Raw genomic sequence first — 18,107 nt, 5'->3', positions numbered from 1 at the left:
TCAGGACGCCAGGCTCTTGCGAAAGCGTGCCAGCGCGATGAGGAAGAACAGCAGGCCGATGCCCGTCAGCGCCAGCAAGTTCGGCCAGACCACGCTCAGTCCGGCGTCGCGAAACAGTATCGCGGCGCTGAGGCTGACAAAGTGCGTGGAGGGCGAGCCCTGCATGACCCACTGCAGCCACTGCGGCATGCTGTCCAGTGGCGTGCTGCCGCCCGACAGCAGCAACATCGGGATGATCACCGGAATCGCCAGCAGGCCGAACTGCGGCGTCGAGCGCGCCAGCGTCGCGAGGAAGATTCCCAGCGCGGTACTGGCAAACAGATAAACCGCGGTCACCAGCAAAAACAGGCTCATCGAGCCGGCCAACGGCACGCCCAATGCGCCTTTGACCACCACCTCCAGCGACAGCCAGGTGCACAGCACCACCACCAGCAGGTTGCTCCAGATTTTCGCCAGCATGATTTCCAGCGCCGTCAGTGGCAGCACCAGCAAATGGTCGAGCGTGCCGTGTTCGCGCTCACGCAGCAGCGCCGTACCCGTGAGGATGATCGCCAGAATGGTGATGTTGTTGACGATCTGAATCACCGCCAGAAACCAGCCGCCCTCCAGGTTGGTATTGAACAGCGCGCGGGTAGTCAGTTGAATCGGCGCCTTGCTCGCGGCATCGCCCTGGCCGCCATAGTCCTGCAGTTCACGCTGGAAGATCCGGCCGATGTAACCGGCGCCCATGAACGCCTGGCTCATGGCGGTGGCGTCCACATTGACCTGAATGGCCGGGTGCCGCGCCGCCAGCAGGTCGGTTTGAAAACCTGCCGGAATGTTGATCACGAAGGTGTACTGGCCGCTGTCCATGACCTGGTCCAGTTGCGGGTAAGGCAACAGCACCGGCGGCTGGAACTCCGGCGGTTGCAGGGCTTGGGTCAACTGGCGCGAGAGCGCGCTGTGGTCTTCGTCGACGATCGCTACGCTGGCGTTGTGCACGCCGATCACTGAGCCGGCGGCGGGCATGTAGATCGCCACGGTAAAGGCGTAGAACAGGAACAGCAGCAACACGCTGTCGTGGCGCAGGCTGGTCAGTTCCTTGAGTCCCAGGCGCAGGATGTGCGCGAACTTGTGCATTCAGGCCTCCTGCTTTTTCAGCATGACCAGGCTCAGCCCGGTGAACCCGACAAAGAACCCGAACAGCGCCAGGCACTGCGGCCACAGCTGCCGCAGGTCCAGCGCTTTGGTGAACGTGCCCACCGCGATGTCGAGGAAATGCCCCGCCGGAAACAGCATGCCCATCACCGCGGCCGCACCTTCCAGCGAAGAGCGCGGCACGATCAGCCCGGAGAACTGGATGGTTGGCAGGCTGGTGATGATCATGGTGCCGAGGATCGCGGCGATTTGCGTACGGGTGAACGCCGAGATCAGCAGGCCCATGCTGGTGGTCGCCAGCACGTACAGCAGGCCGCCGAAGGCCAGTGTCAGCAGGCTGCCCTTGAACGGCACGCCGAACAACCAGCGGTTCATCGCCACCAGCAGCGCCAGATTGACCAGGCTGACCAGCAGGTAAGGCGCCTGTTTGCCCAGCAGAAACTCCAGACGGGTCAGGGGCGTGGCGTAGAAGTTGGTGATCGAGCCCAGCTCTTTTTCGCGGACGATGCCCAGCGCGGTCAACATCGCCGGAATGAACGCCAGAATCAGCGCCATGACCCCAGGGCCGATGGCGTTGACGCTGACCACATCCTGGTTGTAGCGAAAGCGGGTTTCCAGGCTGGCGCCCGCCTGATGATGCATCGCGGGGCTGCTCTGCTCGGCCAACTGTTGCAGATTGGCCAGGTGCACGGCTTCAACATAGTTGCGGCTGGTCTCGGCGCGAAACGGCATGCCGCCATCCAGCCACGCCGCCACCGCAGGCTGGCGCCCGGCGTACAGGTCGCGGCCGAATCCGGGCGGGATTTCCAGCGCGAGTTTGATTTCCGAGCGCTGCAGGCGGCGGTGCAGCTCTTGTGCGTCGTGGATGGCCGGCCGTTCATCGAAGTAGCGCGAGCCGCGAAAGGCTTCCAGATAGGTTCGGCTCTGCGGTGTCTGATCCTGGTCGTAGACGGCGAACGCGAGGTTTTCCACGTCGAGGGAAATCCCGTAGCCGAAAATCACCATCATGAAAATCGCCCCCGCCAGGGCAAAGGCCATGCGCACCTTGTCACGCAGCAGCTCCTTCCCTTCGCGACTGGCCACCGCCAGCAGGCGACCGAGGCTGAAGCCGCGCTGTTTGAGCGGCGGCGCGGCGGCCACTGGTGCGGTCGGCGGTTCGTTCGCGGGAGGCGAATCGGCGGTGCCCTGAGCTTGTTCCAGACACGTCACGAAAGCGGCTTCCAGCGTTTCTCCGGCGAACTGACGTTGCAGCGCCGCCGGGGTGTCGCACGCCAGGACCTTGCCGGCGTGCATCAGCGAGATGCGGTCGCAGCGCTGGGCTTCGTTCATGAAATGAGTGGAGAGGAAAATCGTCACGCCTTGCTCGCGGGACAGTTCGATCAACAGCCGCCAGAAGTCATCGCGGGCTGCGGGGTCGACGCCGGACGTCGGCTCATCAAGGATCAGCACTTCCGGGCGGTGCAACACCGCCACCGCCAGCGACAGGCGTTGACGCAGCCCAAGGGGCAGGGCACCTGACGGCTGATCAGCTACGCCGCGCAGATTGAAGCGCTCGATCAACGCTTCGATGCGTGGCGCGCTTTCGGCCTTGGGCAAATCGAACAGCCGGGCGTGCAGCTCAAGGTTCTGCCGCACACTGAGTTCGCCATACAGCGAAAAGCTCTGGGACATGAAGCCGACCCGCTTGCGCGTGGCCAGGTCCTTGGCGTCCACCGGGTTGCCCAGCAGTGTCGCGCTGCCCTCGCTGGCCGGCATCAGCCCGGTCAGGACTTTCATGGTGGTGGTCTTGCCGCAGCCGTTGGAGCCGAGAAAACCGAAAATCTCGCCGCGACCGATGGCGAAGCTGACGTGATCCACGGCGGTGAAGTCGCCGAAGCGCAGTGTCAGGTCGTGGGCCTCAATCGCGATATCGGTGGTACCGCCGCTGCGGGGCGGAATCACCAGCGGCTGAGCATCATGATGACTGTCGCCCTGGAAATGCGTGAAGGCCTCATCGAGTTTGCCGCTGGGGGTGATGGCGGCCAGCTCGCGGCTCAGGCCGGTGGCAATCAATTGGCCGTTGTCGAGCATCAGGCAATGCTCGAACTGTTCGGCTTCCTCCATGTAAGCGGTGGCGACCAACAGGGTCAGCTGCGGGCGCTGGCGCCGTACGTCGTCGATCAACTCCCAGAAACGTCGGCGTGAGAGCGGGTCGACGCCGGTGGTCGGCTCATCGAGGATCAACAAGTCCGGCTCGTGGATCAGCGCGCAGCACAGGCCGAGTTTCTGTTTCATGCCGCCAGACAACTTGCCGGCGGGGCGCTCGGCGAATTTCAGCAGGTCGGTGGCGAGCAGCAGGTTGTGCATGCGTTGCTCGCTATCGGCTTTCGACAGGCCGAACAGCGTGGCGAAGAACTGGATGTTTTCGCGGATCGACAGCTCGGGATACAGGTTGCCGCCCAGTCCCTGGGGCATGAAGGCGATGCGTGCATACAACGTGTCGCGATGGCGACGCTGCTGAATCGGCCCGCCGAGCACGTCCAGTTGCCCCTGTTGCAAGACCTTCACCCCGGCGATCAGCCCCAGCAGGCTGGACTTGCCCGCCCCATCGGGGCCGATCAGCCCGCAACGGGTGCCGGCAGGCAGGCTGAAGGTGATATTGCTCAGCGCTTGCTGTTTGCCGTAGCGGTGCGCGATAGCGTTCGCCTGAACCGCGAGGCTGCTCATTGCAAATTGGCCGGCCAGGCAATCGGCGCCGTGCGTACATAACCCGCGCCGGGCATGCCCGGTTTGGCCTGCGGTACGGCGCTGGGCTGGGTCAGGCGCAGCTTGACGCGGAACACCAGTTTTTGCCGCTCGTCGCGGGTCTCGACTTCTTTGGGGGTGAACTGCGATTTGCCGGCGACGAAACTGATCTTCGCCGGCAACGGCTTGTCGGGCAGGGCATCGAGCAGCACCCGCGCCTCGTCGCCCACTGTCAGGCGTCCGGCCACAGAAGCTGAGAGGTAGAGGTTCATGTACTGGTCGTTGGGATCGATCAGCAGCAACACCCGGCCACCGGCCCCCAGCACTTCGCCGGGTTCGGCCATGCGCAACTGGATCACCCCGTCAATCGGCGCGCGCAACTGGCTGTCGTCGATCTCGCTGGTCAGCTGCGCGACCTGGGCCTGCGCCGCACCGATCGCCGCACTGACGGCCGAGACCTGGGCGCGGGCCGCCGTCACCGCGGCGTTGCCGGTGCCAATGCGCGACTGCAATTGATCGATGATCTGGGCGCTGACGTAACCGTGTTTGAACAGTGATTGCGAGCGCCCGAGTTCCTGCTGGGCCAGCAGCAGTTCGCTCTGGCGCAATTGCACATTGGCCTGGGCGGCGTTGAGGTTTTCCCGGGCGCGCAAGACTTCGGCTTCGGCCTGATTCCGCTGGGCTTCGAGGGTACGGGTGTCCATGCGGGCGAGCAGTTGGCCCTTGTTGACCTTGTCGCCTTCATCCACCAGCACCTCGGCCAGGCGCCCGGGCGTCTTGCTGGCGATCTGCACTTCGGTGGCTTCCAGGCGCCCGTTGCCCATCGACAGTCCTTCGACCAGACGGCTGCTGACCGACAGCCAGTAACCGAATCCGCCAGCAGCGGCGAGCAGCACCAGAAGCGAACCGGCGTATAAAAGGGAAGAGCGGCTGTGCGTCGACATGGGGGCATCCTGCGGCTGTGGCGTCCAGTCTGACTGTTCAAGCGTTCCATTCGCTTGATATCAATCAAATGAGCGCCAAGCCTAGCCCCTTTTTGCCGGTAAAAACCGTGACCGGGGAGTTCTCAGCGCAAGCCGAGCACCGCGGCCCACTGTTCGGCCGTCACGGGCATCACCGACAGACGACTGCCTTTTTGCACCAGCGGCATGTCGGCCAGTGCGGTCTGCTGCTTCAGATAATCAAGCTTCAACACCCGGGCAAACGTCTCGACGTGCGCCACATCAATTGCGCTCCAGGCGTTTTTTTCTGGCGTGGCCTTCGGGTCGAAGTAATGGCTTTCCGGCTCCAGTGCGGTGGGATCCGGGTACGCCGCCTGAATAATCTTGCCGATTCCGGCAATCCCCGGCTCCGGGCAGCTGGAATGGTAGAAAAAGAACTCATCCCCCACCGCCATCGCCCGCAGGAAATTGCGCGCCTGATAGTTGCGAACCCCGTCCCAGCGCGCTGTGCCGAGTTTCTCCAGGCCTTTGATCGAGAGTTCATCGGGCTCGGATTTCATCAGCCAATAGGCCATGTCTTGTGCTCCTCAAGCGGTCGTTGGGCAGGTTGTCGGGCAATTTTATGACAAACCGACGGTCGGTTGACGTCAGCGTTTGCGCCGAGGTTCACGTTGTCGCAAAATGCCGGCCTTTAAAGCTTGACGCTGCTGCACGGCTACGAACGGAACCGCTGCTGTCATCGTGATGATCTGCCTTGAGGGGGGCAATCGATGAAACGCAAACCGGATTTGCTATGGACTTTGGTTATTTTGTTCGGCCTGGGCGTCGTGACCACCGGCTATGCGCAAAGTCTGTGGACGAGCAAGACCGATGCTCCGATAGAAGTCGCGCAACAGGTTCAACAGTCGACCGCTTTCAAACGCTGAAACTGCCTTGCGACGCCGCTGATCTGCGCGGCGTCTATTCTGCGAAATACCACGCCTTGTCCGTCACCGTGCCCTGCAACGGTACGTCCCAGCTTGCCTGCGCCAAGCGTTCGACCTTCTGACATTCATGGGCCAGCCCCAACAGCGTCGGCTTGCGCCAGTTTTTGCGCCGGGCCAGGTACGCCAGGCTGCGGTCGTAGAAACCGCCGCCCATCCCCAGGCGTCCACCGACGTCGTCAAACCCCACCAATGGCAACAACACCAGATCCAGCGCCCAGATCTTGCGCTGATGGGCAAGATTGGCCCGTGGTTCGAGAATGCGGAAGCGATTGGGCTTGAGCTTGTCACCAGGGCGAATACGCTGAAAGACCATTTTGGTGCGCGGCCAGGCGCTGAGCACCGGCAGATAAGTGGCCTTGCCGCGACGCTGGGCTTCGCGCAGCAACAGGCGCGGATCGATTTCACCGTCGGTGGGCAGATACAGGGAGAGGTGTCGCGCCCGGCGAAAGTGCGGGTCTTGCGCCAGTTGGCGGAACAGGCCTTTGGCGGCCTGGCGTTGCTCGCTCGGCGTGAGCGCGCGGCGCGCCTTGCGCAGCAGGCGACGGAGTTGCGGGCGGGGCAGCAGCGCAGGTTCGGTCATGGTTCGGCTTCGGCAGTTGAGGGCGAAAACGCACGCATAAAAAATCCGATGCCGGCAAAAACCGGCATCGGATTCGAATCAGGCTCCCCGGATGAACCGCTGTCAACTTAGCCCTTGAACCCGAAAGTTCAAGGTGGAAGATGCAGTAGACTTTAAGGCTTTCCGTCTGGCGGACATGCACACCAGCCCAACGTGCAACTTCCAGGGTAGTGCGAATCGGCTCAGGGACATCGTCAACTGGCAAGCACCCCAGGGAGTGCCGCGAGTATACCTCAAGCGGCCAGTTGAATCAGCCCTTGGTGACGTCCGGATCGGTCGCGAGCACCAGATCGACACGATCGAGCAAGTCGCGCACCTGTTCACGGGTCGAACCGCTGGCCTGGATGTCCGGGCGCTCTTCTTTGTGCAAGAGGTCGTGGGTGATGTTCAGCGCGGCCATTACGGCGATACGGTCGGCACCGATGACTTTGCCGCTGCTGCGGATCTCGCGCATCTTGCCATCCAGGTAGCGTGCGGCACTGACCAGATTGCTGCGTTCTTCCTGCGGGCAGATGATCGAATATTCTTTGTCGAGGATCTGCACGGTAACGCTATTGCTTGAACTCATGAGTCTTGCTCCAGGGCCTTGAGGCGCGAAATCATCGATTCGACCTTACGCCGGGCGATTTCGTTTTTTTCAATGAGGTGAGCGCGTTCCTCGCGCCAGGTCTTTTCCTGAGCTAGTAAGAGTGCGTTTTGACTCTTAAGTTGCTCGACTCGGCCAATCAGCAGTTCGAGTCTGGCCATCAGCGCTTGCAGGTCGTTGTCTTCCATTGGGTTCACTGTCTGATGGGTTAGCTGGCGGACAGCCTTTAATAGTCTTGGCGAGTCTGTCGATGTAGGATACAAGGCCTTCATTCTAGACATAGCGCCGTCTGGCGCCTAGCTGCCCATGACCATTGCGAATTCCCCGTACCAAGCCTTTGCCACCCTGCTGACTGCCAGCGGCCACAACGTCTCGCCTGCCGAACTGCATGGCCTGCTGCTCGGCCGCAGCTGCGCCGGCGCCGGCTTCGATAACGAAGGCTGGCTGATCGACGCCGCCGAACTGCTCGAAGGCGACCTCCAGGACAACGTCCGCAACGCCCTGATCGGCCTGCAGGAAATGGTCAAAGGCGAACTGACCGGCGACGACGTTACCGTTGTCCTGTTGCTGCCGACCGATGACGCACCGCTGGCCGACCGCGCCGCTGCACTGGGCCAATGGTGCCAGGGCTTCCTCAGCGGTTTCGGTCTGAACTGCCGTGACAGCAGCATGCTCAGCACTGAAGCCACCGAAGTGCTGCAGGATCTGGCAGCTATTTCCCAGGTGCAAGACGCCCTGGAAGAATCCGAAGACGGCGAAACCGACTACATGGAAGTCATGGAGTACCTGCGCGTTGCGCCGCTGCTGCTGTTCTCGGAAACCAAGAAAGCCGACGTGCCGCCAGCCGCCAAGCCGTCGCTGCATTAATCGCGTGCCAGGGAAAGCCATCTGCCCATGACCCATATCCCCAAAGCGGAATACAGCCGTCGCCGCAAGGCCCTGATGGCGCAGATGGAACCCAACAGCATCGCGATTCTGCCTGCCGCCGCGGTTGCCATTCGCAACCGTGATGTCGAGCACGTCTACCGTCAGGACAGCGACTTCCAGTACCTCAGCGGATTCCCCGAGCCGCAAGCCGTCATCGTCTTGATGCCGGGGCGCGAGCATGGCGAGTACGTGCTGTTCTGCCGTGAGCGCAATGCCGAACGCGAACTGTGGGACGGCCTGCGCGCAGGGCAGGAAGGCGCGATCCGTGATTACGGTGCTGACGACGCCTTTCCGATTACCGATATCGACGACATCCTCCCGGGCCTGATCGAAGGCCGTGACCGGGTGTATTCGGCGATGGGCAGCAACCCGGAGTTCGATCGGCACCTGATGGACTGGATCAACGTGATCCGCTCCAAGGCGCACCTCGGCGCTCAGCCACCGAACGAATTCGTTGCCCTGGATCACCTGCTGCACGACATGCGCCTGTATAAATCGGCGGCGGAAGTGAAAGTGATGCGCGAAGCTGCGCGGATTTCCGCTCAGGCGCATATCCGGGCGATGCAGGCCAGTCGGCCGGGGTTGTACGAATACAGCCTGGAAGCCGAGCTGGATTACGAGTTTCGCAAGGGCGGGGCGAAGATGCCGGCCTACGGTTCGATCGTCGCCGCCGGGCGCAACAGCTGCATCCTGCATTACCAGCAGAATGACGCACTGCTCAAGGACGGCGATCTGGTGTTGATCGATGCCGGTTGCGAAATCGACTGCTACGCCAGCGACATCACGCGCACCTGGCCGGTCAACGGCAAATTTTCGCCCGAGCAGAAAGCGATTTACGAGTTGGTGCTGGCCTCGCAGGAAGCCGCCTTCGCTGAAATCGCCCCGAACAAAAACTGGAATCAGGCCCACGAAGCCACGGTCCGGGTCATTACCACCGGCCTGGTCAAGCTCGGGATCCTGCAAGGCGAGGTCGACGAGTTGATCGCGACTGAAGCCTATAAAGCGTTTTACATGCACCGTGCCGGCCACTGGCTGGGCATGGATGTACACGACGTCGGCGAATACAAGGTCGGCGGCGAATGGCGCGTGCTGGAGGTCGGCATGGCGCTGACCGTGGAGCCGGGCATCTACATTGCCCCGGACAACCAGAACGTAGCGAAGAAATGGCGCGGCATCGGCGTGCGCATCGAGGATGACGTGGTAGTGACCAAGACCGGTTGTGAAATCCTGACCAGCGGCGTACCGAAAACCGTCGCCGAGATCGAAGCGCTGATGGCGCAAGCACGGACACACGCGGCATGAGTCGAGTCAATCTGGCAATCATCGGCGGCGGCCTGGTCGGCGCGAGTCTGGCGTTGGCCTTACAGGCCGGGGCCAAGGCCCGCGGTTGGAAAATCGTCCTGATCGAACCGTTCGCCCCCGGCGACAGCTGGCAGCCGAGCTACGACGCCCGTTCGTCGGCGCTATCCTTCGGCTCGCGGCAGATCTATCAGCGCTTGGGCGTGTGGCAGGAAATTTCCCGACGCGCCGAGCCGATCAAACAGATCCACGTCTCCGACCGTGGCCGCTTCTCCACCGCACGTCTGTCGGCGATGGAAGAGGGCGTGCCGGCACTCGGCTACGTGGTGGAAAACGCCTGGCTCGGCCAGTGCCTGTGGCAACACCTGGATAAAGACGTGATCAGCTGGCGCTGCCCGGCGGAAGTCACGCGCATGGAACCGCTGTCCGATGGCTATCGCCTGACCCTCAACGATGAAACCACCGTTGAGTGTGATCTGGCGGTGCTCGCTGATGGCGGCCGTTCCGGTCTGCGCGAGCAGTTGGGTATCAACGTGCGCAAGCGTCCGTACAACCAGAGCGCGCTGATCGCCAACATCACCCCGAGCGAAGCGCACAACGGCATGGCCTTCGAGCGCTTCACCGACGAAGGGCCGATGGCTTTGCTGCCGCTGCCGGATAATCGTTGCGCGCTGGTCTGGACCCGTCTGGGCATGGACGCGCAGCGTTTGGCAGACTTGAGCGAGCGCGATTTCCTTAGCGAGCTGCAAGGCGTGTTCGGCTACCGTCTCGGCACCTTGAAACAGGTCGGCGCGCGGCATCTGTATCCGCTGTCGCTGGTCGAGGCCGAGGAGCAAGTGCGTTCGCATCTGGCGGTGCTCGGCAACGCCGCCCACAGCTTGCACCCGATTGCCGGGCAGGGTTTCAACCTGTCGCTGCGGGATGCCGACGCATTGGCCGCTGCGTTGTTGTCCAGTGAAAAGCCGCTGGGCGACTTCGCCACGTTGCAGGCTTATCGCGAGCGTCAGCGTCTCGATCAGGACCTCACCGTCGGTTTTTCCGATCAGGTCACGCGGCTGTTCGGCAGCACGCAGCCATTGGTGTCACTGGGCCGCAACATAGGTTTGCTCGGTCTCGATCTGTTGCCGCCGGCCAAGCGCTGGTTTGCCCGTCAGGCCATGGGTTTGGGAACACGACCGGATGCTTAAGTGGTTGACCGGCAAATTCGGTAAAGCACGATTGATGCGCTGGGTGATGACGTTCTACCCGCCGTATCTTGGCGCCGGTGTTCGGGTTCGGCATATCAGCGATGATTTCCGCGACGTTCAGGTGTCGATGGGGCTGGGCTGGTACAACCGCAACTACGTCGGCACGCAGTTTGGCGGCAGTCTGTATTCGATGGTCGATCCGTTCTTCATGCTGATGCTCATGGAAAACCTTGGCTCGCGCTACATCGTTTGGGACAAGGCTGCCGACATCGATTTCATCGCGCCGGGCAAAGGCCCGGTGTTCGCCCGCTTCACGATCGACGAGACACTGCTCGCCGAGATTCGCCGGCAGACCGCCAATGGCGAGAAATACCTGCCGCAGTTGCAGGTCGACATTCATGACGGCGCCGGCAATCTGGTGGCGCGGGTCGGTAAAACCCTTTACGTGCGGCTCAAGCCGCAAGCGAGACAGGCTTAAAGCATGGAAATGCGCGCAGATCTGCTGATTGTCGGAGCCGGAATGGTCGGCAGCGCCCTCGCGTTGGCGTTGCAGGACAGCGGCCTGGAAGTGCTGCTGCTCGACGGCAGCCCGCTGAGCGTCAAACCGTTCGACGCGACCGCGCCGTTCGAGCCGCGGGTCAGCGCCCTGTCGGCGGCCAGCCAGCGAATCCTCGAACGCCTCGGCGTGTGGGACGGCATCGCCAAACGGCGCAGCAGTCCCTACACCGACATGCACGTGTGGGACGGCAGCGGCACCGGCCAGATTCACTTCTCGGCAAGCAGCGTACACGCTGAGGTGCTGGGGCATATCGTCGAAAACCGTGTGGTGCAGGATGCCTTGCTCGATCGTTTGCACGACTGCGATCTGGGCATGCTGGCCAATGCGCGACTGGAGCAGATGCGCCGCTCCGGTGACGACTGGTTGCTGACCCTGGCCGATGGTCGCAAATTGCGCGCGCCGCTGGTGATCGCCGCCGACGGTGCCAATTCGGCGGTGCGTCGCCTGACCGGCGTCGCCACCCGCGAATGGGATTACCTGCATCACGCCATCGTCACCAGCGTGCGCAGCAGCAAGCCGCACCGCATGACCGCCTGGCAGCGTTTCACCGATCACGGACCGTTGGCATTCCTGCCGCTGGAGCGTGACGGCCAGCAGGACTGGTGCTCGATCGTCTGGTCGACCACGCCGAGTGAAGCCGAGCGCCTGATGGCACTGGATGACGCGACGTTCTGCCGTGAGCTGGAGCGGGCGTTCGAAGGTTGCCTGGGCGACGTCATCAGTGCCGATCCACGGCTGTGCGTGCCGCTGCGTCAACGGCATGCCAAGCGCTACGTAGCTGAAGGCCTGGCGTTGATTGGCGATGCGGCGCACACCATTCACCCGTTGGCCGGGCAGGGGGTGAACCTCGGTTTCCTCGATGCGGCGGTGCTGGCAGAAGTGCTGTTGCAAGCGGCGGAGCGTGGCGAACGCTTGGCAGACGTGAAGGTGCTGAGCCGCTACGAGCGTCGGCGCATGCCGCACAACCTGGCGCTGATGGCGGCGATGGAAGGCTTCGAGCGCCTGTTCCAGGCCGACCCGCTGCCGGTGCGCTGGCTGCGCAATGCCGGGTTGAAGCTGGTGGAGCAGATGCCGGAGGCCAAAGCTCTTTTCGTGCGTGAAGCTCTCGGGTTGACCGGGGATCTTCCGGCCCTTGCCAAACCCTGAAGGCACCTATTTATTTGTGGCGAGGGAGCTTGCTCCCGCTGGGCTGCGAAGCGGCCCCAAATTCGGTGCTGGCCGAAACGGGAGTCCTTCGGCCTCCAGCGGGAGCAAGCTCCCTCGCCACAGAGGCCAGCAATTTGGAGGTCATGCAACATCTGGTAACTCCTTGGAAAAGTGATCGATTGAGAAGCTAAATGTGAGTCCTTATCATTTGGCCCACATTTTCCGACCGAGAGATCACTCCCATGTTGGCACCCAAGCGTCTCCTGACCGCCCTGGCCCTGACCCTGATCGGCAGCACCACCGTCCAGGCCGCCGACGAGGTGGTGGTCTACTCCTCGCGTATCGATGAGCTGATCAAACCGGTGTTCGACGCTTACACCGCGAAAACCGGGGTGAAGATCAAGTTCATCACCGACAAGGAAGCGCCGCTGATGCAGCGGATCAAGGCCGAAGGCGAGAACGCCACTGCCGACCTGCTGCTCACCGTCGACGCAGGCAACCTCTGGCAGGCCGAACAGATGGGCATCCTGCAGCCGTTCACCTCGAAAACCATCGACAGCAACATTCCCGCGCAATACCGCTCGTCCACTCACGCCTGGACCGGCCTGAGCCTGCGCGCGCGGACCATCGCCTATTCCACCGAGCGGGTGAAACCGGGCGAGCTGACCACCTACGAAGCGCTGGCCGACAAGAACTGGGAAGGGCGCCTGTGCCTGCGCACGGCGAAGAAGGTCTACAACCAATCGCTGACCGCGACCATGATCGAAGTTCACGGTGCCGAAAAGACCGAGAAGATTCTCAAGGGCTGGGTCAACAACCTGTCCACCGACGTGTTCTCCGACGACGTCGCGGTGCTGGAAGCGATCAATGCCGGGCAGTGCGATGTCGGCATCGTCAACACCTACTACTACGGTCGCCTGCACAAGCAGAAGCCGGAGCTGCCGGTGAAACTATTCTGGCCGAACCAGGCGGATCGCGGCGTGCACGTGAACCTGTCGGGCATCGGCCTGACCAAACATGCACCGCACCCGGAAGCGGCCAAAGCGCTGGTGGAGTGGATGACCACGCCTGAAGCGCAGAAGATCTTTGCTGACGTGAACCAGGAATTCCCGGCCAACCCGGCGGTGAAGCCTTCGGAAGAAGTGGCGGCCTGGGGCCAGTTCGTGGCGGACACCTTGCCGGTGGAAGTGGCGGGCAAGCGTCAGGCTGAAGCGATCCGCATGATGGATCGGGCGGGCTGGAACTGAGGCTGTAATCGTATTGACCATTGTGGCGAGGGAGCTTGCTCCCGCTGGGGCGCGAAGCAGCCCTGTGGCGCCCCTGCGTCTGGCATGAATTGATCTGGTAATCTCCTGCGACTGCTTCGCAGCCGAGCGGGAGCAAGCTCCCTCGCCACAAAATGTGGTCAACGTCGAATGGGCGTTGGCCCACTTCTAGAGAACCACCTTGGCCCACCCCGCCCAACGCCGCTGGTACCCCATCGTCTTCGCCATTGCCGCGCTGGTGCTGTTGCCCCTGAGTGTCCTGCTGCTGTCGTGGCAAACCATCGATCAGCAGATCTGGTCGCACCTGTGGGAAACCCAGATGCCGCGTCTGTTGGGCAATACGTTGACCCTGGTGGTCGGTGTCGGCGTCGGTGTAACGCTGCTCGGTGTCAGCCTGGCCTGGCTGACCAGCCTCTGCGAATTTCCCGGGCGACGCTGGCTCGACTGGGCGCTGATGCTGCCGTTTGCCATCCCGGCCTATGTGCTGGCGTTCGTCTTCGTTGGCCTGCTGGACTTCGCCGGCCCGGTGCAAACCCTGTTGCGCGAGTGGTTCGGCAGCGGCCTGCGCCTGCCGCGAGTGCGCTCCACGGGCGGGGTGATTGTGGTGCTGGTGCTGGTGTTCTATCCCTACGTCTACCTGCTGGCGCGCACGGCGTTTCTCGCGCAGGGCAAAGGCCTGATGGAAGCCGCGCGAGTACTCGGCCAATCGCCGTGGCAGGCGTTCTGGCGTGTAGCGTTGCCGATGGCGCGTCCGGCCATCGGTGCGGGTGTGGCGCTGGCGCTGATGGAGACTTTGGCGGATTTCGGCGCGGTGTCGGTGTTCAACTTCGACACCTTCACCACCGCGATCTACAAGACCTGGTACGGCTTCTTCAGCCTGCCCAGCGCGGCGCAACTGGCGAGCCTGTTGCTGCTGGTGGTGATGCTGGTGCTGTATGGCGAACGGCGTGCGCGCGGCGCCAACCGGGCGAGCAACGAGCGACCACGGGTCAAGGCGCTGTATCACCTGCGCGGGTTCAAGGCATTCGCGGCGACGGGCTGGTGCTCGTTGGTGTTTGCCTTTGCGTTCGTGATTCCGCTGCTGCAACTGATCGTGTGGTTCTGGCAGCGTGGGCGCTTCGATCTCGATGAACGTTACGCCGGGCTGATTCTGCACACACTCTACCTGGGCGGCATGGCGGCGCTGATCACCGTCAGCGTCGCGTTGCTGCTGGCCTTCGCCCGACGGCTGGCGCCGACCCGGGCGATCCGTTCCGGTGTCAGCCTGGCCAATCTCGGTTATGCCTTGCCGGGCTCGGTGCTGGCGGTGTCGATCATGCTGGCGTTCAGTTATCTGGATCGCGAACTGGTGATCCCCTTGTCCGGCTGGCTCGGGGGCGCCGGCAAACCACTGCTGCTCGGCAGCCTGGCGGCATTGCTGATGGCCTATCTGGTGCGCTTTATTGCGGTGGCCTACGGGCCGCTGGAAAACAGTCTGGCGCGTATACGGCCGTCTTTGCCCGAAGCGGCACGTAGCCTGGGTGTCAGTGGGCCGCGACTGTTTTTCAAAGTGTATCTGCCGCTGTTGCTGCCCGGCACGTTGAGCGCGGCGTTGCTGGTGTTCGTCGATGTACTCAAGGAAATGCCCGCGACCCTGCTGATGCGCCCGTTTGGCTGGGACACGCTGGCCGTGCGGATCTTTGAAATGACCAGCGAGGGCGAGTGGGCGCGGGCGTCGCTGCCGGCGCTGACCCTGGTGTTGGTCGGTTTATTGCCGGTCATCGGCCTGATCCGCCGCTCGGCGCATCGAAACACTTAGTAGTGAGTCCTGAATCATGCGGCTACAATGCGCGGCATTCGGTGCGGTTCGTCTGACAGACCCGTTCGCTGAAATCGGCTGAAAGCCTTCTATTTCGCGGCTTTCACCCCGTACAGCGGCTGTCCGCACCTTCGCCACGCCCGGAAGGAGAAACCCATGGGACAGCGTACGCCTCTGTATGACCTGCATCTCGCCCTCGGCGCGAAGATGGTCGATTTTGGCGGTTGGGACATGCCACTGCATTACGGCTCGCAGGTCGAGGAACACCACGAGGTGCGTCGCGATTGCGGGGTTTTCGATGTATCCCACATGACCGTGATCGATGTCACCGGTGCTCAGGCCAAGGCCTGGCTGCAGCATTTGCTGGCCAATGACGTCGAGCGCCTGCATCGCCCCGGCCGCGCGCTCTACAGCACGATGCTCAACGAGCGTGGCGGCATCGTCGACGACATGATCGTCTATCGCCTCGAAGACCGTTATCGGCTGGTGGTCAACGCCTCCACCCGCGATCAGGATCTGGCCTGGATGCAGGTGCAACTGGCCGGATTCGACGTGAAATTGCACGAGCGCACCGAGCTGGCGATGCTGGCTATTCAAGGCCCGCAGGCCCGGCACAAGATTGCCGAGCTGGTGACCCAGTCCCGCGCTGCACTGATCCATCATCTCAAACCGTTCGAAGCCGAAGTCGATGGCGACTGGTTCATTGCGCGCACCGGCTACACCGGTGAGGACGGTCTGGAAATCGCCTTGCCGGCCGATCAGGCCCCGGGATTCTTCAACGATCTGGTAGGCGCCGGTATTTCGCCGATCGGCCTCGGCGCCCGTGACACGTTGCGGGTGGAAGCCGGGATGAACCTCTACGGCCAGGACATTCATCAAGATGTCTCGCCGCTGGCGTCCAATATGGCCTGGAGCATTGCCTGGGAACCGGCCTCGCGACAGTTCATCGGGCGGGCGGCGCTGGAAGCGGAAAAAGCCGCCGGCGTTGCGCACAAACTGGTGGGCCTGGTGCTTGAGGAACGCGGTGTTTTACGCGCCCATCAGGTGGTTCGTATCGCCGATGTTGGCGAAGGAGAGATCACCAGTGGTAGTTTCTCTCCTACGCTAAGCAAATCGATTGCCCTGGCGCGTGTACCGATGGCCACAGCCGACCGCGCCGAAGTGGAAATCCGTGGCAAGTGGTACCCGGTTCGAGTGGTCAAACCGACCTTCGTGCGCCACGGCAAAACCTTGATCTAACCTTTTCCGGCGGGCATGACCGCTGACAATTTCTTGAGGACACCGAGCATGAGCAATATCCCCGCTGAACTGCGTTTTGCCGAAAGTCATGAGTGGGCACGTCTGGAAGCCGACGGCACCGTTACCGTGGGCATCAGCGATCACGCGCAGGAAGCGCTGGGCGATGTGGTGTTCGTCGAGTTGACTGAAGTGGGTAACAAATTTGCGGCTGAAGACCAGGCCGGTGTGGTCGAGTCGGTGAAAGCCGCTTCCGACATCTACTCGCCGATTGCCGGTGAAGTGATCGCCGTCAACGAAGAGCTGAGCGGTTCGCCGGAACTGCTGAACTCCGACCCGTACGGTGCATGGATCTTCAAGCTCAAGCCAGCCAACGCTGCTGACCTGGACAAGCTGCTCGACGCCGCCGCCTACAAGGCTGCCATCGGCGAATAATCCTCGCTCCCTATAGTCGCTGCCGAAGGCTGCGATCTTTTGCTCTTGTCTTCAAGGGCAAAGTCAAAAGATCGCAGCCTGCGGCAGCTCCTATATTCATCAGGGCTTCAATACGGCTTTCACCGCCGCCACCGCACGCTCGACATCGTCCTTGCTCATGGTGGTGAACATCGGCAGCGACACGATCAAGCGTCCAACGCGCTCGGCTACCGGCAACATCCCTTCCTTGAACCCGCGCTCGCGGTACAGGCTCAGCAAATGGATCGGCGGGTAGTGATAGCCGATGCCGATGCCGTGTGCCTGCATCTGCTCCATGAACGTGGCCCGCGCCGGCAAACCATCCTTGCGCTCCGGCAGTACCAGTTGGAACAGGTGCCAGTTGCTGTTGGTGAAGTCCGCTGGCGGCAGTTGCGCGCCATAGCTCGCTTCAAAGTCATCGCCAAAACATTTGAAGTAGTGACGGGCCAGTTCCTGGCGATGGGCGGTCAGCGCTTCGATGTGGGCAAACTGTCCCAGGCCGATGGTCGCGGCGATGTCGGTCATGTTGAACTTGCCACCGAGTACGTCGACATCCAGGCCGTCGAAACCGTTGCGGGTCACGCCTTGCAGACGGTACTTCTCTGCCAGCCGCGCTTCTTCCGGGGTGTTCAGCACCAGGCAGCCGCCCTCGGAACAGGTCACGTTTTTGTTGGCTTGAAAGCTGAACGACACGAAGTCGCCGGTGGCGCCGATGCGCTGGCCGTTCCAGCTTGAGCCCAGGGCCTGAGCGGCGTCTTCGACAATCCGCAAGTTGTGTTTGCGCGCGATGGCGTACAGCCGATCCACGTCCACCGGCAGGCCGGCGAGGTACACCGGAATCACCGCTTTGGTACGTGGGGTGATCGCCGCTTCCAGCTGGTCCAGATCAATGTTGCGAGTCACCGGGTCGATGTCGGCGAACACCGGGGTGGCGCCGACTTCAAGGATCACGTTGGCGGTGGCAACCCAGGAAATCGGCGTGGTGATGACCTCGTCACCCGGGCCGATGCCGGCGATGCGCAGCGCGATTTCCATGGTGCAGGTGCCGGAGTTGAACGTGCGCACCGGGCGCCCGCCGAAGTATTCCGACAGCTGTGCTTCAAAGGCCTGGACCTTGGGCCCGCTGGTGATCCAGCCGGAGCGCAGCACATCGCCGACGGCGGCAATCGTGGCTTCATCAATGACGGGTTTGGAAAACGGCAGGAACGGCAGTTGGCTCATGAGGATTCGATCATCCGGAAGTT

The 18,107-nt window shown here is 62.5% G+C and carries 18 protein-coding genes and 1 other RNA gene; 10 read left to right on the top strand and 9 right to left on the bottom strand.

The features are described 5' to 3' along the window. From HBN98_RS11235 to HBN98_RS11220, 4 genes are all read right to left on the bottom strand, one after another. A complete protein-coding gene (locus HBN98_RS11235; protein WP_083367596.1) occupies positions 1-1,119 on the bottom strand; it encodes an ABC transporter permease in 1,119 nt (372 codons plus the stop codon). Beyond that, positions 1,120-3,843, bottom strand: a complete 2,724-nt coding sequence (gene rbbA, locus HBN98_RS11230) for a ribosome-associated ATPase/putative transporter RbbA (RefSeq protein WP_083367597.1) — start codon at positions 3,841-3,843, stop codon at positions 1,120-1,122. Next, entirely contained in the window at positions 3,840-4,805 is a 966-nt protein-coding gene (locus HBN98_RS11225) for an HlyD family secretion protein (RefSeq protein WP_064589740.1), read from the bottom strand. Before HBN98_RS11225 ends, rbbA begins: the two co-directional genes overlap by 4 nt. A gap of 122 nt (positions 4,806-4,927) precedes the next feature. Beyond that, complete coding sequence (locus HBN98_RS11220) at positions 4,928-5,377, bottom strand: EVE domain-containing protein (protein WP_064589739.1); 450 nt, start codon at positions 5,375-5,377, stop codon at positions 4,928-4,930. A 195-nt stretch (positions 5,378-5,572) separates the two neighbouring features. On the opposite strand from HBN98_RS11220, the gene HBN98_RS11215 reads away from it, so the two are divergent. Continuing rightward, complete coding sequence (locus HBN98_RS11215; protein WP_086792358.1) at positions 5,573-5,728, top strand: hypothetical protein; 156 nt, start codon at positions 5,573-5,575, stop codon at positions 5,726-5,728. Positions 5,729-5,762: 34 nt separating this feature from the next. On the opposite strand, the gene HBN98_RS11210 is transcribed toward HBN98_RS11215, so the two are convergent. From HBN98_RS11210 to HBN98_RS11195, 4 genes are all read right to left on the bottom strand, one after another. Then, positions 5,763-6,368 (bottom strand): 5-formyltetrahydrofolate cyclo-ligase, encoded by a 606-nt coding sequence (locus tag HBN98_RS11210; protein ID WP_083367598.1) that lies wholly within the window; start codon positions 6,366-6,368, stop codon positions 5,763-5,765. An 80-nt stretch (positions 6,369-6,448) separates the two neighbouring features. After that, a non-coding RNA gene (gene ssrS / locus HBN98_RS11205) (6S RNA) lies at positions 6,449-6,627 on the bottom strand. A 30-nt stretch (positions 6,628-6,657) separates the two neighbouring features. Beyond that, positions 6,658-6,975, bottom strand: coding sequence for a cell division protein ZapA (locus HBN98_RS11200; protein ID WP_008055229.1), 318 nt, complete (start codon positions 6,973-6,975; stop codon positions 6,658-6,660). Next, on the bottom strand, positions 6,972-7,181 hold the full coding sequence (locus HBN98_RS11195) for a TIGR02449 family protein (protein WP_016985919.1): 210 nt from the start codon (positions 7,179-7,181) through the stop codon (positions 6,972-6,974). The genes HBN98_RS11200 and HBN98_RS11195 overlap by 4 nt, the downstream gene beginning before the upstream one ends. Before the next feature lie 118 nt (positions 7,182-7,299). Here HBN98_RS11195 and HBN98_RS11190 point away from each other — a divergent pair, with 118 nt between their 5' ends. From HBN98_RS11190 to gcvH, 9 genes are all read left to right on the top strand, one after another. Continuing rightward, complete coding sequence (locus HBN98_RS11190) at positions 7,300-7,860, top strand: YecA/YgfB family protein (protein WP_083367599.1); 561 nt, start codon at positions 7,300-7,302, stop codon at positions 7,858-7,860. 27 nt (positions 7,861-7,887) lie between these two features. After that, complete coding sequence (gene pepP / locus HBN98_RS11185) at positions 7,888-9,222, top strand: Xaa-Pro aminopeptidase (RefSeq protein ID WP_083367600.1); 1,335 nt, start codon at positions 7,888-7,890, stop codon at positions 9,220-9,222. Continuing rightward, the gene (gene ubiH / locus HBN98_RS11180) at positions 9,219-10,406 is read left to right on the top strand and encodes a 2-octaprenyl-6-methoxyphenyl hydroxylase (protein ID WP_083367601.1); all 1,188 of its coding nucleotides are present in this window, start codon (positions 9,219-9,221) and stop codon (positions 10,404-10,406) included. Before pepP ends, ubiH begins: the two co-directional genes overlap by 4 nt. Then, the gene (locus HBN98_RS11175) at positions 10,399-10,884 is read left to right on the top strand and encodes a DUF4442 domain-containing protein (protein WP_083367602.1); all 486 of its coding nucleotides are present in this window, start codon (positions 10,399-10,401) and stop codon (positions 10,882-10,884) included. Before ubiH ends, HBN98_RS11175 begins: the two co-directional genes overlap by 8 nt. Positions 10,885-10,893: 9 nt before the next feature. Next, a complete protein-coding gene (locus HBN98_RS11170; RefSeq protein ID WP_169844054.1) occupies positions 10,894-12,111 on the top strand; it encodes a 2-octaprenyl-3-methyl-6-methoxy-1,4-benzoquinol hydroxylase in 1,218 nt (405 codons plus the stop codon). Positions 12,112-12,353: 242 nt separating this feature from the next. Beyond that, positions 12,354-13,358, top strand: a complete 1,005-nt coding sequence (locus HBN98_RS11165; RefSeq protein ID WP_064589732.1) for an extracellular solute-binding protein — start codon at positions 12,354-12,356, stop codon at positions 13,356-13,358. A 199-nt stretch (positions 13,359-13,557) separates the two neighbouring features. Continuing rightward, positions 13,558-15,174: an ABC transporter permease gene (locus HBN98_RS11160; RefSeq protein WP_083367604.1), complete on the top strand. Its 1,617-nt coding sequence runs from the start codon at positions 13,558-13,560 to the stop codon at positions 15,172-15,174. Between the two features lie 156 nt (positions 15,175-15,330). Beyond that, positions 15,331-16,413: a glycine cleavage system aminomethyltransferase GcvT gene (gene gcvT / locus HBN98_RS11155; protein WP_083367605.1), complete on the top strand. Its 1,083-nt coding sequence runs from the start codon at positions 15,331-15,333 to the stop codon at positions 16,411-16,413. A 48-nt stretch (positions 16,414-16,461) separates the two neighbouring features. Continuing rightward, positions 16,462-16,845, top strand: coding sequence for a glycine cleavage system protein GcvH (gcvH, locus tag HBN98_RS11150; protein ID WP_083367606.1), 384 nt, complete (start codon positions 16,462-16,464; stop codon positions 16,843-16,845). Positions 16,846-16,944: 99 nt separating this feature from the next. Here gcvH and HBN98_RS11145 read toward each other — a convergent pair whose 3' ends face one another. Further along, positions 16,945-18,084, bottom strand: a complete 1,140-nt coding sequence (locus tag HBN98_RS11145; RefSeq protein WP_083367607.1) for a DegT/DnrJ/EryC1/StrS family aminotransferase — start codon at positions 18,082-18,084, stop codon at positions 16,945-16,947. Between the last annotated feature and the right edge of the window lie 23 nt (positions 18,085-18,107).

The organism is Pseudomonas koreensis (genome assembly GCF_012986595.1).
Lineage (GTDB): Bacteria > Pseudomonadota > Gammaproteobacteria > Pseudomonadales > Pseudomonadaceae > Aquipseudomonas > Aquipseudomonas koreensis.
The sequence above is the reverse complement of the archived record's forward strand: the minus strand, read 5'-3'. Positions and strand labels throughout refer to the sequence as shown.

Coding starts and splice junctions, on each gene's coding strand:
- HBN98_RS11235 (WP_083367596.1), bottom strand. CDS start 1,119: ATGCACAAGTTCGCGCACATCCTGCGCCTGGGACTCAAGGAACTGACC.
- rbbA (WP_083367597.1), bottom strand. CDS start 3,843: ATGAGCAGCCTCGCGGTTCAGGCGAACGCTATCGCGCACCGCTACGGC.
- HBN98_RS11225 (WP_064589740.1), bottom strand. CDS start 4,805: ATGTCGACGCACAGCCGCTCTTCCCTTTTATACGCCGGTTCGCTTCTG.
- HBN98_RS11220 (WP_064589739.1), bottom strand. CDS start 5,377: ATGGCCTATTGGCTGATGAAATCCGAGCCCGATGAACTCTCGATCAAA.
- HBN98_RS11215 (WP_086792358.1), top strand. CDS start 5,573: ATGAAACGCAAACCGGATTTGCTATGGACTTTGGTTATTTTGTTCGGC.
- HBN98_RS11210 (WP_083367598.1), bottom strand. CDS start 6,368: ATGACCGAACCTGCGCTGCTGCCCCGCCCGCAACTCCGTCGCCTGCTG.
- HBN98_RS11200 (WP_008055229.1), bottom strand. CDS start 6,975: ATGAGTTCAAGCAATAGCGTTACCGTGCAGATCCTCGACAAAGAATAT.
- HBN98_RS11195 (WP_016985919.1), bottom strand. CDS start 7,181: ATGGAAGACAACGACCTGCAAGCGCTGATGGCCAGACTCGAACTGCTG.
- HBN98_RS11190 (WP_083367599.1), top strand. CDS start 7,300: ATGACCATTGCGAATTCCCCGTACCAAGCCTTTGCCACCCTGCTGACT.
- pepP (WP_083367600.1), top strand. CDS start 7,888: ATGACCCATATCCCCAAAGCGGAATACAGCCGTCGCCGCAAGGCCCTG.
- ubiH (WP_083367601.1), top strand. CDS start 9,219: ATGAGTCGAGTCAATCTGGCAATCATCGGCGGCGGCCTGGTCGGCGCG.
- HBN98_RS11175 (WP_083367602.1), top strand. CDS start 10,399: ATGCTTAAGTGGTTGACCGGCAAATTCGGTAAAGCACGATTGATGCGC.
- HBN98_RS11170 (WP_169844054.1), top strand. CDS start 10,894: ATGCGCGCAGATCTGCTGATTGTCGGAGCCGGAATGGTCGGCAGCGCC.
- HBN98_RS11165 (WP_064589732.1), top strand. CDS start 12,354: ATGTTGGCACCCAAGCGTCTCCTGACCGCCCTGGCCCTGACCCTGATC.
- gcvT (WP_083367605.1), top strand. CDS start 15,331: ATGGGACAGCGTACGCCTCTGTATGACCTGCATCTCGCCCTCGGCGCG.
- gcvH (WP_083367606.1), top strand. CDS start 16,462: ATGAGCAATATCCCCGCTGAACTGCGTTTTGCCGAAAGTCATGAGTGG.
- HBN98_RS11145 (WP_083367607.1), bottom strand. CDS start 18,084: ATGAGCCAACTGCCGTTCCTGCCGTTTTCCAAACCCGTCATTGATGAA.